At 70.4% G+C, this 13,462-nt stretch carries 11 protein-coding genes; 6 read left to right on the forward strand and 5 right to left on the reverse strand.

What is annotated here, in order from left to right:
* The first annotated feature begins 122 nt into the window (after positions 1 to 122).
* Both P2Q00_RS15830 and P2Q00_RS15835 read left to right on the forward strand, forming a co-directional pair.
* Positions 123 to 1,874, forward strand: coding sequence for a TIGR03767 family metallophosphoesterase (locus tag P2Q00_RS15830; RefSeq protein WP_275773132.1), 1,752 nt, complete (start codon positions 123 to 125; stop codon positions 1,872 to 1,874).
* 120 nt (positions 1,875 to 1,994) lie between these two features.
* Complete coding sequence (locus P2Q00_RS15835) at positions 1,995 to 3,149, forward strand: serine hydrolase domain-containing protein (RefSeq protein ID WP_275773133.1); 1,155 nt, start codon at positions 1,995 to 1,997, stop codon at positions 3,147 to 3,149.
* A gap of 13 nt (positions 3,150 to 3,162) precedes the next feature.
* Here the strand turns inward: P2Q00_RS15835 and pdxR are convergent, their stop codons facing one another.
* The gene (gene pdxR / locus P2Q00_RS15840) at positions 3,163 to 4,569 is read right to left on the reverse strand and encodes a MocR-like pyridoxine biosynthesis transcription factor PdxR (RefSeq protein WP_275773134.1); all 1,407 of its coding nucleotides are present in this window, start codon (positions 4,567 to 4,569) and stop codon (positions 3,163 to 3,165) included.
* Between the two features lie 45 nt (positions 4,570 to 4,614).
* Here pdxR and P2Q00_RS15845 point away from each other — a divergent pair, with 45 nt between their 5' ends.
* The 3 genes from P2Q00_RS15845 to P2Q00_RS15855 all read left to right on the forward strand — a co-directional run bounded on the left by P2Q00_RS15845 (position 4,615) and on the right by P2Q00_RS15855 (position 6,994).
* Entirely contained in the window at positions 4,615 to 4,812 is a 198-nt protein-coding gene (locus tag P2Q00_RS15845; RefSeq protein ID WP_275773135.1) for a hypothetical protein, read from the forward strand.
* Between the two features lie 183 nt (positions 4,813 to 4,995).
* Entirely contained in the window at positions 4,996 to 6,189 is a 1,194-nt protein-coding gene (locus P2Q00_RS15850) for a glycosyltransferase (protein WP_275773186.1), read from the forward strand.
* A gap of 271 nt (positions 6,190 to 6,460) precedes the next feature.
* Complete coding sequence (locus P2Q00_RS15855) at positions 6,461 to 6,994, forward strand: RICIN domain-containing protein (protein WP_275773136.1); 534 nt, start codon at positions 6,461 to 6,463, stop codon at positions 6,992 to 6,994.
* A gap of 15 nt (positions 6,995 to 7,009) precedes the next feature.
* Here the strand turns inward: P2Q00_RS15855 and P2Q00_RS15860 are convergent, their stop codons facing one another.
* From P2Q00_RS15860 to pepN, 3 genes are all read right to left on the reverse strand, one after another.
* Entirely contained in the window at positions 7,010 to 8,437 is a 1,428-nt protein-coding gene (locus P2Q00_RS15860) for an ATP-binding protein (protein ID WP_275773137.1), read from the reverse strand.
* Between the two features lie 159 nt (positions 8,438 to 8,596).
* On the reverse strand, positions 8,597 to 9,643 hold the full coding sequence (locus tag P2Q00_RS15865) for a hypothetical protein (protein ID WP_275773138.1): 1,047 nt from the start codon (positions 9,641 to 9,643) through the stop codon (positions 8,597 to 8,599).
* A gap of 188 nt (positions 9,644 to 9,831) precedes the next feature.
* Positions 9,832 to 12,411, reverse strand: coding sequence for an aminopeptidase N (pepN, locus tag P2Q00_RS15870; protein ID WP_275773139.1), 2,580 nt, complete (start codon positions 12,409 to 12,411; stop codon positions 9,832 to 9,834).
* Between the two features lie 149 nt (positions 12,412 to 12,560).
* On the opposite strand from pepN, the gene P2Q00_RS15875 reads away from it, so the two are divergent.
* The gene (locus P2Q00_RS15875; protein ID WP_275773140.1) at positions 12,561 to 13,223 is read left to right on the forward strand and encodes a mycothiol-dependent nitroreductase Rv2466c family protein; all 663 of its coding nucleotides are present in this window, start codon (positions 12,561 to 12,563) and stop codon (positions 13,221 to 13,223) included.
* 3 nt (positions 13,224 to 13,226) lie between these two features.
* On the opposite strand, the gene P2Q00_RS15880 is transcribed toward P2Q00_RS15875, so the two are convergent.
* On the reverse strand, positions 13,227 to 13,454 hold the full coding sequence (locus tag P2Q00_RS15880; RefSeq protein ID WP_275773141.1) for a hypothetical protein: 228 nt from the start codon (positions 13,452 to 13,454) through the stop codon (positions 13,227 to 13,229).
* Between the last annotated feature and the right edge of the window lie 8 nt (positions 13,455 to 13,462).

Genomic DNA, 13,462 nt, shown 5'->3' on the forward strand with positions numbered 1-13,462 from the left:
CGTTGCCGTCTCGTTCACGCGCAGGTCATCCCCGATGTCAACGATCCAGAGTGAGCGGGATGTTCGCGACTGCGACCGCCCGCGACCACTGCCGACGCGTTCGCACTCGGGGAGATCGCGCCATGTCGCGCATACGCTCTGTCGCCGCCAACATCCCGGCGATCAACCGCCGTACCGTCCTCGCCGCCACCGCCGCGGGCGCCGTCTCCGCAGGCGTCGGCTACGCCCTGCGGCCCACCGACAGCCAGGCCGCCACCACCGAGACCACAAAGGTCGTGGCGCAGTCCCGCAAGGCTCCGGCCGCCCCTCTCGCGCCGTACACCAAGGGCACCACCCTCGCCTCGGTCGCCGCCCCGCGCACCAGCACGCCGTACCGCCGTCTCGGCGACGGCCCCGGCTGGTCCCGCGTCGTGCGCGGTGAGCTCGCCGCGCCCAAGAGCGGCCGCGCCGGCCGCCGTACCGCGCTCGCCGCGTTCGTGCAGCTCACCGACCTGCACCTGATCGACGCCCAGCACCCGCTCAGGCTGGAGTACCTCCGCTCGGCCGACCCGCACTCCTGGCGCCCGCACGAGGCGCTGACCGTGCAGGGCGCGATCTCGCTGGTCGAGCGGATCAACGCGCTGCGGGGTGCCCCCGTCACCGGCACCCCGCTGCACTTCGCGATGACCACCGGCGACAACACGGACAACAACTCCCGCACCGAGCTGGAGTGGTACCTCACCATCATGAGCGGGGGGAAGATCACCCCCAACTCCGGTGATCTGCGGCACTACGAGGGCGTCCAGAACAGCGGTCTGAAGCTGTACTGGCAGCCCGACTCCACCGTCCGCGACGGCGACAAGCAGCTCGGCTTCCCGCACCTCGACGGCTTCCTCGCCGCCGCCGTCCGCGAGGTCCGCAGCCCCGGCCTCAACCTGCCCTGGTACTCCACCGTCGGCAACCACGACGCCCTGCCGCTCGGCTGCTACGGCCACGGCGACTCCTGGCTCGCCGAGTTCGCGGTCGGCGGCAAGAAGCTGATGCACCTGTCCGCGTCCGAGGCGAAGAAGCTCCAGGACCACATCAAGACCGGCAACGACCCGCAGGGCCACGCCTTCCGCGACCTGCTCAAGTCGCATGTGCGGGACATGCGTTCGGTGACGGCGGACGAGAAGCGGGCGCCGTTCACCCCGGCCGACTATCTCAAGGCCCACCTCGACCCGGCCCACCGCGGTAACGGCCCGATCGGCCACGGCTACTCCACCGCCAACCTCGAAGCGGGCACCCAGTACTACACCTTCCGCATCGCCGACGACGTCATCGGCATCAGCATCGACACCACCGACCCGGGCGGCCACTACGAAGGCTCCATCGGTACGGCTCAGTTGAAGTGGCTCGACAAGCAGCTGCGGGACAACAAGGACTCGTACGCCATCGTCTTCAGCCACCACACCAGCAAGACCATGGACAACACCAACCACGTCGACCCGGCCCGCCCGAACGAGCGCCGGCACGGCGGCGACGAGGTCGTCGCCCTGCTCGCCAGCCACTCCAACGTCCTTGCCTGGGTGAACGGCCACATCCACCGCAACGACATCACGGCGCACTCGGCCCCCGACGGCCGTTCCTTCTGGGAGATCTCCACCGCGTCCCACGTGGACTACCCGCAGCTGGCCCGCGTCATCGAGATCGCCGACAACAAGGACGGCACCCTCTCCCTCTTCACCACCCTCGTGGAGTCCGCGGCCCCGCACCGCACGGACTTCAACGACCTCACCCAGACGGGCCTGGCCGCCCTGTACCGCGAGCTGTCGTACAACGCCCCGGGCCACAGCGCGACGCTCGGCGGCGACCCGAACGACCGCAATACGGAACTGGTCCTGAAGAAGGGCTGAAGCTCCGGAGAAAGGCCGAAATCGGCTCAACCGGCCCGCAGTGCATCAACCTTCGCACTGCGGGCCCGGTCTGCTCCCCCGACTGAGCACCGCACACAGCGAGTTGGGGGAAGCGAAGACATGAGCGCACGCATCCGTACGACCCTGATCGCGGCCACGGCCGTGGCACTGACCGCAGCCCTGGCCGCCCCCGCGATCGCGGCCGCGCCCGCCAGAGGGGCCGCCGGCCACGACGCGACCCGCCGCGCCGTCGAGGCCGCAATCGCGGACGGCGTCCCCGGAGCGACGCTGACCGCGAAGGACAGGCACGGCACCTGGTCGACGACCGCGGGTGTGGGCAACCTCAAGACGGGCGCGCCCCGTTCCGCCCAGGACCGCTACCGCGCCGGCAGCATCACCAAGACCTTCGTGGCCACCGTGCTGCTCCAGCTGGAGGCGGAGGGCAGGCTGTCGCTGGACGACAAGGTGGAGAAATGGCTGCCGGGGGCCGTCCGGGGTCATGGACACGACGGCCGCGCCATCACCCTCCGCCAGCTCCTCAACCACACCAGCGGTGTCTACAACTACACGAACGACGACACCTTCATCCGCGACCACTTCACGAAGGACGGTTTCTCCGAGCACCGCTACGACCGTTGGACCCCCGAGGCCCTGCTGGCCGTCGCGATGTCCCACAAACCGGCCTTCGCACCCGGGACTTCCTGGGGCTACTCCAACACGAACTACCTGCTGGCCACGATGGTGATCAAGAAGGTCACCGGCCACGCGTACGGCGCGGAGATCCGCGCCCGCATCATCGAGCCGCTCCATCTGACCGGCACCTCCGTCCCCGGCAACCGCGTCACCGTCCCGCAGCCCAGCAGCCGCGCCTACTCCAAACTCGCGGCATCGACGACCGGTCCGACGTACGACGTCACGACTCTGAACCCGTCCATGGCCTACGGCTCGGGCGAGCTCATCTCGGACTCCGCCGACCTGAACCGCTTCTACTCGGCGCTGCTCCGCGGCCGTCTGCTCCCGCCGCAGCAGCTGAAGGAGATGAAGACCACGGTGAAGGTCCCCATCGCGGCCCACGCCCGCTACGGCCTGGGCCTGGCCGACCTCACCCTGCCCTGCGGCGTCCACGTCTGGGGACACGACGGCGGCATCCACGGCTCCTCGTCCCAGGCAGTCACCACGGCGGACGGACGGCATTCCCTGGCGTTCAACTTCAACGGGGACTGGGCGGCGGACAGCGACGCCGTGATGGCGGCGGAGTTCTGCGGCACCCGCTGAGAGCGTCGGGACCTCAACTCTCCGCGACTGCCGCGCGCAGCTGCCGCACCGCCTCGTCCACCGCGCCGTCGGCGAGGTTGCCGTAGCCGAGGACCAGGCCGTGGTCGGCATGGTCCTCGGTGGCGTGATAGGCGGCGAGGTCCGCCACGCGCAGCGAACGGCGGGCCGCCGCCCCGACCACGGCCGCGGTGTCCACGTCCGCGGGCAGGCGGAGGATGAGATGCAGACCGGCCGCGATGCCGGAGACCGGGGCGCCGGGCAGCTGGTCGGCGAGGGCCCGGACGAGGGCGTCGCGCCGGTCGCGGTAGCGCTTGCGGCAGGATCGCAGATGCCGGTCGTAGGCGCCTGACTCCAGTAGTTCGGCGAAGGCGAGCTGGTCGAGGGGCGGGGGCTGGGTCGCCGTCTGGTCGGCCCGGCGCAGGTGATCGGTCCAGGTCGCGGGCGCCACGATCCATCCGATGCCGAGCGCGGGGGACAGGATCTTGCTGAGCGACTTGAACAGCACGACCCGGGACGGGGCCATGCCCTGCAGGGCCGCGACCGGACGCCGGTCGTAGCGGAACTCGGCGTCGTAGTCGTCTTCGAGTACGACGCCGTCGACGTCGTCGGCCCAGCGCAGCAGGGCGGCCCGGCGCTCGGGGGCCAGCACGGTGCCCAGCGGGAACTGGTGCGCCGGGGAGGTCAGTACGGCCCGGAGGCCCTGATGCCCGGCGAGGTCGTCCACGCGCAGACCTTCCGCATCCACGCGCACCGGCACCGGCTCCAGGCCCGCCGCGCGGATCACCTCGCGCAGCCGCGTCCACCCCGGCTCCTCGCAGCCGACCGCGGTGATGCCACGGGTACGCAGGACCCGGCACAGGCGCCGTACGCCGTCGGTGACGCTCGTGCACACCGTCACATCCTCGGGGGAGGCGGACACCCCGCGGGAGCGGCCCAGGTAGGCGGCGAGCAGCCGCCGGAGGCGGGGGTGGCCGCCGGGCGGCGGGTAGCCGAGCTCCGTGAACGCCACCGTCGTCACCTGCGTACGCACGGCCTCGGCCCACCGGCGGCGCGGAAACGCACGCAGGTCCGGCAGCCCCGGCGCCAGGTCGAAGCGGACCGCGGGATCCGGGCGCGGAGTCCGGTGTACGGAGCCGTCGTCCGGGCGGTTGGACCAGCGCACCCGGGTCGCGGAGCCGGTCTGCGCCTCCAGATACCCCTCGGCGACGAGCTGCCCGTACGCCTCGGTCACCGCCCAGCGCGAGACACCGAGGTCGGCGGCGAGCTGCCGGCTGGGCGGCAGGGCGGTGCCGACCTCGATGCGCCCCGCCCTGATCGCCGTACGCAGCGCCCGCTTGACCCGCTCGTGGAGGGGGCCGTCGCCGTCCCGCCCCAGCTGGAGCAGCAGATCGCCCGCCAGATTGGTTTGTGATTCCCGCATGCCATTGGACGGTAGCAGCGAGCCATTTCTCCCTACCTTCGAACCATGGCATCCCTCAGGAGCTCCCGGCCGACCCAGCCCCATCAACTGTTCTCCGGCGTCTTCGCGGACTGGTCCGCCAGGGCCGGCGCCTTCTCGGCGCTGCCGGACGCACCGGTGGTGCCCGACGACTCCCGGCAGCGGCGACGGCCTGTCCTGCGCCGCCAAAAAATCACGGGTTATTCTTACCCGGCCGCCAAATGATCGGCGCTTCACACGTCCGTGTAAACAAATGCCGGGTGTAATCGAGAGGACTTCGACACGAAGCGCCGAGTTAATCCGTACGCAATATTCATGCCGCCTCATATCGGCTAACCCGCTGTTCACGGGGATGGCTCGATTTATTGCAAGGCGGGTGGTCATATGCGTGCGAGGCGCGGACTGCACGTGCTCTCGGTCTACGAGGGTTTCTTCTCCGGCGGAGCCCGGATCGTCCACAGTGACGTCGTCCTCGGACTTCAGGAGGGTGACCAGCACCATCGTGTGCTGAGCATCCACGGCGAGGTGCACCGCGAGGCCACCCGGCAGCGCATGGAGGACGATGCCTGCTACCGGTCGCTGACCGCGGCGGGCGTTGGCGTCACGTCGCTGGGACGCAGCTTCGGCCCGGCGGGCGCGAGCGGGGATCCGGCCGTTTTCACGGGCCCGGAACTGGCCGATACGGCGCGGGCGACGGCGGACGCGGATGTGATCCTTTCGCTCAAGGAGCAGCCGCTCAGGTTGCTGAACCAGGCGGGTCTGCCCCGTCGCCCGGTCGTGGTCTGCCTCCACCGCTCCGATCCCGAGAACCAGGGCGCCGCCCTGGACGAGCTGAAGGCGGCCATCGCCGACGGCACCGTGGTCGCCTGCGTGTGCTGCGCGGAGTCGACGCGGGCCGCGTACGAGGCGGCGGGTGTGCCGGGTGAACTGCTGCATGTCATCCCGAACGGCGTGGACCTGGAGAGATTCCGCCCCGACCCGGCCCGCCGCCTGGCCCTGCGCACGTCCCTCACCATCCCGGCCGACGCCCCGGTGGTCGTCTTCGCCGCCCGCTACGACGCGATGAAGAACGTCCCGCTGTTTCTGCGTGCGGCGCGGGAGTGGCTGGCGCGGGAGCCGCAGGGCCACGCGCTGATGTGCGGCGCGGGCATGACGCCGGTCAACCCCGGGCTGGACGCGGACATCGAGACCGCGTTCGGGGACGAGCGGGGGTTGGTGGACCGGCTCCACCGGCTGGGCGTACGGCACGACATGGAGCAGGTGTACGCCGCCGCGGATGTGGTGGCGCTGACGTCGTCGTGGGGCGAGGCGGCCCCGCTGTGCCTGGTCGAGGGCATGATGTGCGGCGCCGTACCGGTGGCTACGGACGTCGGCGACAGTGCGGCGATCGTGGCGGGGCACGGGTTCGTCACCCCGCCGGACCCGGGCGCGATCGCGTCCGCGTGGAGCGAGGCGATCGCCGCCCGCGCCGACCTCGCGCCGGCGCTGGCAGCCAGCCGGGAGCGGTTCAGCCGTACCCGGATGATCGCCGCGTACGCTGCGCTGCTCGACGGGGTGCACACGCGGGCGACGGTGCAGCCGGGGCTGCCTGAGCCGTTGTAAGGGCTGGGGGGTGCCGATGAACGCCGTCCAGGCTTCCCCCGCCCGGCAGGCTGCGCCTCGTCGCCCAACTCGCCGCCGAACTGGACTGGTTCCTGTGCCAGGAGGTCGGCAGGACGGTGCGTGTGAGGCCGGCGTACGACGGGAGTTGTAGGGGAGCAAGCGATACCGCGGGAGATGGACGTACAAGTCAATCCCCCAGTTGACGCCCCGACGCGAGCCGCCTCGCTACCTTCGCCGCATCCACCAGGAAGCAGGAAACGGGGGTGTCACCATGCGTCAGAAGAGCAGCAGTAAGCGCGGCATCGCGGGACGCGTACTCGCCGCGGCCACGCTCGTCGCCGGCACCGCCGGGCTGGCGGCTGTCACGGCCGCGCCCGCGCACGCCGCCGTCAACAAGTGCGCCCAGAAGGACACGTTCAAGAACGCCGCGAGCGGCTGGTACCTCGATGCCAAGGGTGCCGGAGGCCAGGGCACGGAGGTCGACACCTGGTACTGGAACGGGCATGCCAACGAGTACTGGTGCCTGGAGAAGGCCGCCGAGGGCGGCTGGTACCTCCACCCGTCGTACAACCTCAAGCTGTGCATGGACTCGCCGTCCGTCAACAACGACAACCCGATCGTCTGGAGGTGCAAGGGGAACTCGAACCAGCGGTTCTCGGTGTTCCACACCAGCCAGTACGGCGGCGGAACCGAGATCCAGCTGCGCAGCAACGGGTACGTCGTCACCGGGGACAACGTCGTCGGAGGCCCGACGTTCATGGACTGGCGGCTCAGCGACTTCGGCCGCTCGTCCCTGTGGAAGTAGTGGACGTAGCGGTCCTCAGCGCCACGCCTCGACCAACTCCTCCGGCCCCCACCAAGCCGCCAACGGCACGTCGTCCGTCACGCCGGCGCGGGACACCGCCACCAGGGGTGTCTTCGGGTCGGCGCCGGGTACGGCGAGCACGTCCCGGACCAGGGCCTCGTACTCGCGCCTCCCGAACGGCTGCGCCTGAAGCCACTTGACCGACCCCACGAAATGCACTGCCCCCGCCACCGGTTCGCGGTCGGTGCCGATCAGGTCGATCTCGGGGTTGTTCTGCCGGTTCCACCAGCCGCCCACCGCCTCGGTGTCTGGCCAGTCGGCGTTCGGGAGGAGCCGTAGGAGCGAGTCCCGGACGATCGGTTCCACGGCGCGGCCGCGCCAGGTCGTCCAGGAGCGTTCGATCCGCTCCAGGGCCAGGTCGCCGCGGCCGCGCTCGATGAGCGGGAGGCCGCGCCGGAGGAAGGCGAGCCAGAAGCGCAGATAGGGGTCGGCGATGCGGTACCGCTTGTTCTTGGTGTCCGACTTGGCCGACAGCGGGAGGTCCGCCGCGACGACTCGCTTGTCCTGCAGGGTGTTCAGCAGCGGACTCAGTGTTCCGGCGGGCAGCGCGCCCGTGCCGCCGGCCTGCGCGGCGATGGTGGAGAAGGTCCGCTCTCCGCTGCCGATGGCTTCCAGCACCGCCCGGGAGTGGGAGGCTTCGGGGAACTCGCCGAGCAGTGTCAGTTCCCCGGCCACGAGCAAGGGGGAGAGAGGGTTGCTCACCGCCTCCCGCAGGAAATCCTTGCGGCTGCTTCCCTCCGTCCATGACTGGACGATCTCGGGAAAGCCCCCGGTGATCAGCAGTGCGTCCACGGCGTCCGCCGCGCCGAGCCCGGTCATGGTCTGCACGTCCGCCAGGTGCAGCGGCCGTACCGTCATCTTGGCCGCTCGGCCGAAGAAGGGGCGGCCGTGCGACTGCAGCGCCTCCATCACCGACATGTCGCTGCCGACGAGGATCAGCAGCACCGGCTTGGCCGACAGATACCGGTCCCACACCGTCTGCAGGGCCCCCTCGAACTCCTTGTCCTGCTCCACCAGCCACGGCACCTCGTCGATCACCGCGATGCTCGGGGTGTCGTCCGGCACGGCCACGGCGAGGGAACGCAGCGCCTGGTTCCAGTCGGCGGCCTGAAGCCCGGCGACCAGGTCCGCGCCGGGGAGAGTGGAGAGCGCTGTCGTGAAGTCGAGGCGTTCGGTGGCGGGGTTGCGGCCGCGAGTCGCCTGGAAGACGGCGTACGGAAGACCGGAGCGGTCGCAGAACTCCTGGACCAGCCGGGATTTCCCGACGCGCCGTCGGCCCGTCATGATCACCGCTCGTCCGCGGGTGGTGTGTGTGCCGTCGACCACCATCCCCAGCTGCCGGGAGAGCAGATCGAGGTCCGTGTTCCGTCCCTTGAAATCCATGGCATCGCTCCGGCTGACGTCGGCAGGGGTAAACTAAGATTGAATCTTAGTTAGGATGAATCTTAGTTTAGCTTCGTCGGCCCAGGCGTGCACGAGGAGGGGCCGCCCAGCACCCCGGCGGCCCCTCCTCTCCCCTCCTGATACCGCCCCGGTCCGTCACTACCGGGGCAGCACCACGACATACGCGGCGGGTTCCCGGTCGCCTGAGGCCATGAGTGCCGTGCGGACGACCGCTGCCTGCTGTTCCATCGAGTCGCGGAGCTTCTTGGGGGTGATGTGGACGACCGTGATGCCCAGGCGCTCAAGGTGTTCGCGCTTGCGGGCGTACTCCGACCACAGGGCGTCCTCGTCCTGGCGCGGGGCCCGGGTGTCCAGTTCCACGGCCACCGCCTGCTCCGGCCAGTACGCGTCCAGGCCGCCCAGGTGCGGGCCGCCGGGGAGCCGCAGGTCGACGTTCCAGACGGGGTCCGGGAGGCCGTACTCGTGGACCATCCGGTACAGCCGGTCCTCCGCGATCGCGCGGCCCTCGGCCAGCAGGGAGTCCACCGCGTCCACCACGTGCGGGCGGCTGAGCAGCTTCGCCTGGCTCAACGCCCGTACCACCGACGCCGGTTCGCAGTGGCCGGCGCGCACCGCCTCCGTCAGGAGCCGGCGTACCGCGCCCGCGTCCGCCAGTTCCGAGACCGCGTCGGCCAGGGCGCGCGGCACCGGCGCGATCGGAACTCCCGTCACCTGCTGGGGAGTCGGCAGCGCATGCGTGCGGACGATCCGTGCGCAGCCCGCCGAGCGCAGCCGGCGCAGCCGGGGGACCAGGACGTCGATCTTCTCCAGCGACAGCAGCGGGGGTGCGGAGGTGAAGCCGTGCAGGGTCAGGGCCGCCAGGCCCGTGATCATCGCCTCCTCGTAGACCGGTCGGTGCGGGTCGTCCGCGCCCGGCTGCGCCGGCACTCCGGGGGCCGACTCGCGCGCCGCGTACATCAGCACCGCGTGCAGCCGCTCCTCGCTGGTCGGCGGGCCCGGGTGGAGGAGGAAGACGCCCGGGAGGATCTGCTGCCAGGGGCCGCCGGCGCGGCACTGCTGCCCCATCTCCGTGGACGAGACGCCGTGCGAGCGGAGCTGAGCCGTCGTCAGGACGCGGCGGTGCACCTCGGCGAGGTGGCGGAGGGGGCGGGGGGAGGCCGGGGGGAGCGGCGTGTTGTGGTTCATGGCCATGGGGTTCCCGCGCTCGGACCGCCCTCTAACCGCTGTTACACGCTCGTCGACAAAAGCGGACAAGAGGGCATTAAAGGACGAGTGTTCGGGTGCCGATAGGGCACTGAAAACCCCTGGTCCAATCGGGTCGGACCAGGGGTTACGGGTGTTATTGACCGGATTCCGTAACGGTCACACGCGGATCAATCGTTGGCCAAAGCCTGGGCCCGCAGCGCCCGCGCCAGGTCGTCGCGCGACTCCAGCACCAGCCTCCGCAGCGCCGGTGCCGCGTCCTCGTGGGCCGAGAGCCAGGCGTCGGCCGCGTCCAGCGTCGCCTGCGCGCCCTGCTCCGTCGGATAGGACGGGAACAGGCCCCGGACCACGTCCATGGCGATCTGGATCGACCGCTCCCGCCACACCCGCTCGATCGCCGCGAAGTACTTCGAGGCGTACGGCGCGATCAGCTCCCGCTGCGACGGCTGGGCGAAGCCCGCGATGGTCGCCTCCACCAGGGCGTTGGACAGCGCGTCCGACTCCACCACCTGCGCCCAGGCCTGCGCCTTCACCGCCTCCGAGGGGCGCGCGGCCAGACAGCGGACCTGGTGGCGCTTGCCGGACGCCGTGTCGTCGCGGGCCAGCTCGGCGGCCAGCACCGACTCGTCCGCGGCTCCGTGCGCCGCCAGCGGCTCCAGGAACGCCCAGCGCAGCTCCTGGTCGACCTCCAGCCCTTCGACCTTCTCCGTACCGTCCAACAGGCCGCGCAGCAGCGCCAGATGGGCCGGCGCCGACACCACTGACGCGTAGAAGCGCGCCCAGGCCAGCTGGTGCTCGCTGCCCGGCTCGGCCGCCCGCAGATCCCGCAGGGCGACCTTGGCCAGGATCTGCTCGCCCGTCCGACGCCAGGCCGGCGCCGCATAGTTGACCAGCGCCGAGTTCGCCCACGCGTGCAGCATCTGCAGGACGCCGATGTCGGACTCGCGGACCGCGAAACGCGCCACCAGGTCCACGAAGTCGGCCGCGGGCAGCAGCGCGTCCCGGGTCAGGTTCCACAGCGCCGACCAGCACAGGGCGCGGGCCAGCGGGTCGGTCATCGCACCGAGGTGCTCGCGCAGCGTGGCCAGCGAGGTGTCGTCGAAACGGATCTTGCAGTACGTCAGGTCGTCGTCGTTGACCAGGACCAGCTCCGGCGCCTCGGCGCCCGCCAGCTCCGCCACGACCGTACGCGGCCCGTCGACGTCCGCCTCGACCCGCGCGTACCGCTCCAGGTCCCCTTCGGGCGTGCGCCGGTACAGGCCCACCGCGACCCGGTGCGGCCGCAGTTCGGGGTGCGACTCGGCGGCCTCCTGCACCACCGCCAGCTCGCCGACCCGGCCCTCCGCGTCCAACAGCACATGCGGAGTCAGCGAGTTGACCCCCGCCGTCTGCAGCCACGACCGCGCCCAGCTCGCCATGTCCCGGCCGCTGGTCTCCTCCAGCACCGACAGCAGATCGCCGAGGCGTGTGTTGCCGTACGCGTTCCGCTTGAAGTAGCGCCGCGCACCCTCCAGGAACGCGTCCTGGCCGACGTACGCCACCAGCTGCTTCAGTACGGAAGCGCCCTTGGCGTAGGTGATGCCGTCGAAGTTGAGCTTCGCGTCCTGCAGGTCGCGGATGTCCGCGGTGATCGGGTGGGTGGAGGGCAGCTGGTCGGCGCGGTACGCCCAGGCCTTGCGGCGGTTGGCGAAGGTGATCCAGGCGTCCGTGAAGCGGGTCGCGCCGACGTTCGCGAACGTGCCCATGAAGTCCGCGAAGGACTCCTTCAGCCACAGGTCGTCCCACCAGACCATGGTGACCAGGTCGCCGAACCACATGTGCGCCATCTCGTGCAGGATGACGTTGGCCCGGCCCTCGTACGAGGCCCGGGTGACCTTGCCGCGGAAGATGAACTCCTCGCGGAAGGTGACCAGCCCCGGGTTCTCCATCGCGCCGAGGTTGTACTCGGGGACGAACGCCTGGTCGTACTTCCCGAAGGGGTACGGGTAGTCGAAGTGGTCGTGGAAGAAGTCGAGCCCCTGTTTGGTGACGAGGAAGACGTCGTCGGAGTCGAAGTAGGGGGCCAGACCCTTGCGGCACAGGGCTCCGAGGGGGATCTCCAGCGTCGTACCGTCCTCGAAGGTGCGGGAGTACGAGTCGGTGACGTAGTGGTAGGGACCGGCCGTCACGCACGTGATGTACGTCGAGATCGGCTTCGTCTCCGCGAACTTCCACACCCCGTCGGTCAGTTCGCCGACCCCGTTGCTCCAGACCGTCCACCCCTCCGGCGCCCGCACCTCGAAGCGGAACGGGGCCTTGAGGTCCGGCTGCTCGAAGCCCGCGAAGACCCGGCGGGAGTCGGCCGGCTCGTACTGGGTGTACAGGTACACCTCGCCGTCCTCGGGGTCGACGAAGCGGTGCATGCCCTCGCCGGTGCGGGAGTAGGCGCACTGGGCGTCGACGATCAGCTCGTTCTCGGCGGCGAGGTCCTCCAGGAGGATCCGGGAGCCGTCGAAGACCTGGCCGGGATCGAGGTCTCTCCCGTTGAGTGAGACGGAGGTCACACTCGGCGCGATCAGGTCGGCGAAGGTGGCGGCGCCGGGCTCGTTGCTGCGGAAGCGGATCGTGGTGACGGACCGGAAGGTGCGCGGACCCTCCCCGGCCTGGTCCCCCACCGCCGTACGCAGGTCGAGGGATACGTCGTACCCGTCGACGGACAGCAGGGCGGCCCGCTCCCGGGCTTCGTCGCGGGTCAGATTCTCACCGGGCACGGGCGGTACTCCCTCTGGACATATCGGACATCGGTGGGTGCGGCGGAACAGGACCGATCCTGCCATGTGCCCCTGACCCTGGGCACCCGGGAATGGGTCCGGTGATGGCCGGTGTTGCCTGGGGAAACGACCGCATTCCTGGGAGAGCCATGTCCGAGACCGCGACCACTTCCGCCAAAACCCCCGTCGACTTCTGGTTCGACCCGCTGTGCCCCTGGGCCTGGATGACGTCCCGATGGGTGCTGGAAGTGGAGAAGGTCCGGGACATAGAGGTCCGCTGGCACATCATGAGCCTGGCGGTGCTCAACGAGAACCGGATCGACGAGCTGCCCGAGCAGTACCGGGAGATGCTCGCCACCAAGGCGTGGAAGCCGGTCCGCGTGGTGACCGCGGCCTGGCAGAAGCACGGCGAGGACGTCGTCGGCCCGCTCTACACCGCGCTCGGCACCCGCATCCACAACCAGGGCGAGGGCCCGACCGTCGAGGCGATCCAGGGCGCCCTGGCCGACGTCGGCCTGCCCGCCGACCTCATCGACTACGCCGACCAGGAGGACTTCGAGTTCGACGCCGAGCTGCGCGCCTCCCACAAGGAGGGCATCGAGAAGGTCGGCCAGGAGGTCGGCACCCCGGTCATCGCCGTCCCCGGCGCGGACGGCGAGCAGATCGCCTTCTTCGGCCCGGTCGTCACCCCGGCCCCCAAGGGCGAGGACGCCGCCAAGCTCTGGGACGGCACCCTCGCGGTCGCCTCGGTGCCCGGCTTCTACGAGATCAAGCGGACGCGGACGGCGGGGCCGGACTTCAGCAACCTGTAGGGGTCACTCGGGGGCGGCTCCCGGATTCTTGAGGTCCTCCGGGAGTTGGCCTCCGTCGCTCTGCTTGCTCCAGCGCTGGTACCACCGGCAGTCCACGGCGGTGCAGCGCCACAAGTCGGTCAACTGGCGATGCTCCGGCTTGACCGCCTTCCGTTCCTCGGTGTTGAGCGGCCTGAACACCTGCGTGCCGCTGCCGGGACAGGTCGGGCAGTGCTTGTCCTTGAAGAACATCAACCCCT

This window comes from Streptomyces coacervatus (genome assembly GCF_029223485.1).
Lineage (GTDB): Bacteria > Actinomycetota > Actinomycetes > Streptomycetales > Streptomycetaceae > Streptomyces > Streptomyces coacervatus.

What these genes read in the sequence shown, in the direction of transcription:
- P2Q00_RS15865 (WP_275773138.1), bottom strand. Translation starts at nt 9,643, where the DNA reads ATGAACCACAACACGCCGCTCCCCCCGGCCTCCCCCCGCCCCCTCCGC.
- P2Q00_RS15855 (WP_275773136.1), top strand. Translation starts at nt 6,461, where the DNA reads ATGCGTCAGAAGAGCAGCAGTAAGCGCGGCATCGCGGGACGCGTACTC.
- P2Q00_RS15860 (WP_275773137.1), bottom strand. Translation starts at nt 8,437, where the DNA reads ATGGATTTCAAGGGACGGAACACGGACCTCGATCTGCTCTCCCGGCAG.
- P2Q00_RS15830 (WP_275773132.1), top strand. Translation starts at nt 123, where the DNA reads ATGTCGCGCATACGCTCTGTCGCCGCCAACATCCCGGCGATCAACCGC.
- P2Q00_RS15845 (WP_275773135.1), top strand. Translation starts at nt 4,615, where the DNA reads ATGGCATCCCTCAGGAGCTCCCGGCCGACCCAGCCCCATCAACTGTTC.
- pdxR (WP_275773134.1), bottom strand. Translation starts at nt 4,569, where the DNA reads ATGCGGGAATCACAAACCAATCTGGCGGGCGATCTGCTGCTCCAGCTG.
- P2Q00_RS15875 (WP_275773140.1), top strand. Translation starts at nt 12,561, where the DNA reads ATGTCCGAGACCGCGACCACTTCCGCCAAAACCCCCGTCGACTTCTGG.
- P2Q00_RS15880 (WP_275773141.1), bottom strand. Translation starts at nt 13,454, where the DNA reads ATGTTCTTCAAGGACAAGCACTGCCCGACCTGTCCCGGCAGCGGCACG.
- P2Q00_RS15835 (WP_275773133.1), top strand. Translation starts at nt 1,995, where the DNA reads ATGAGCGCACGCATCCGTACGACCCTGATCGCGGCCACGGCCGTGGCA.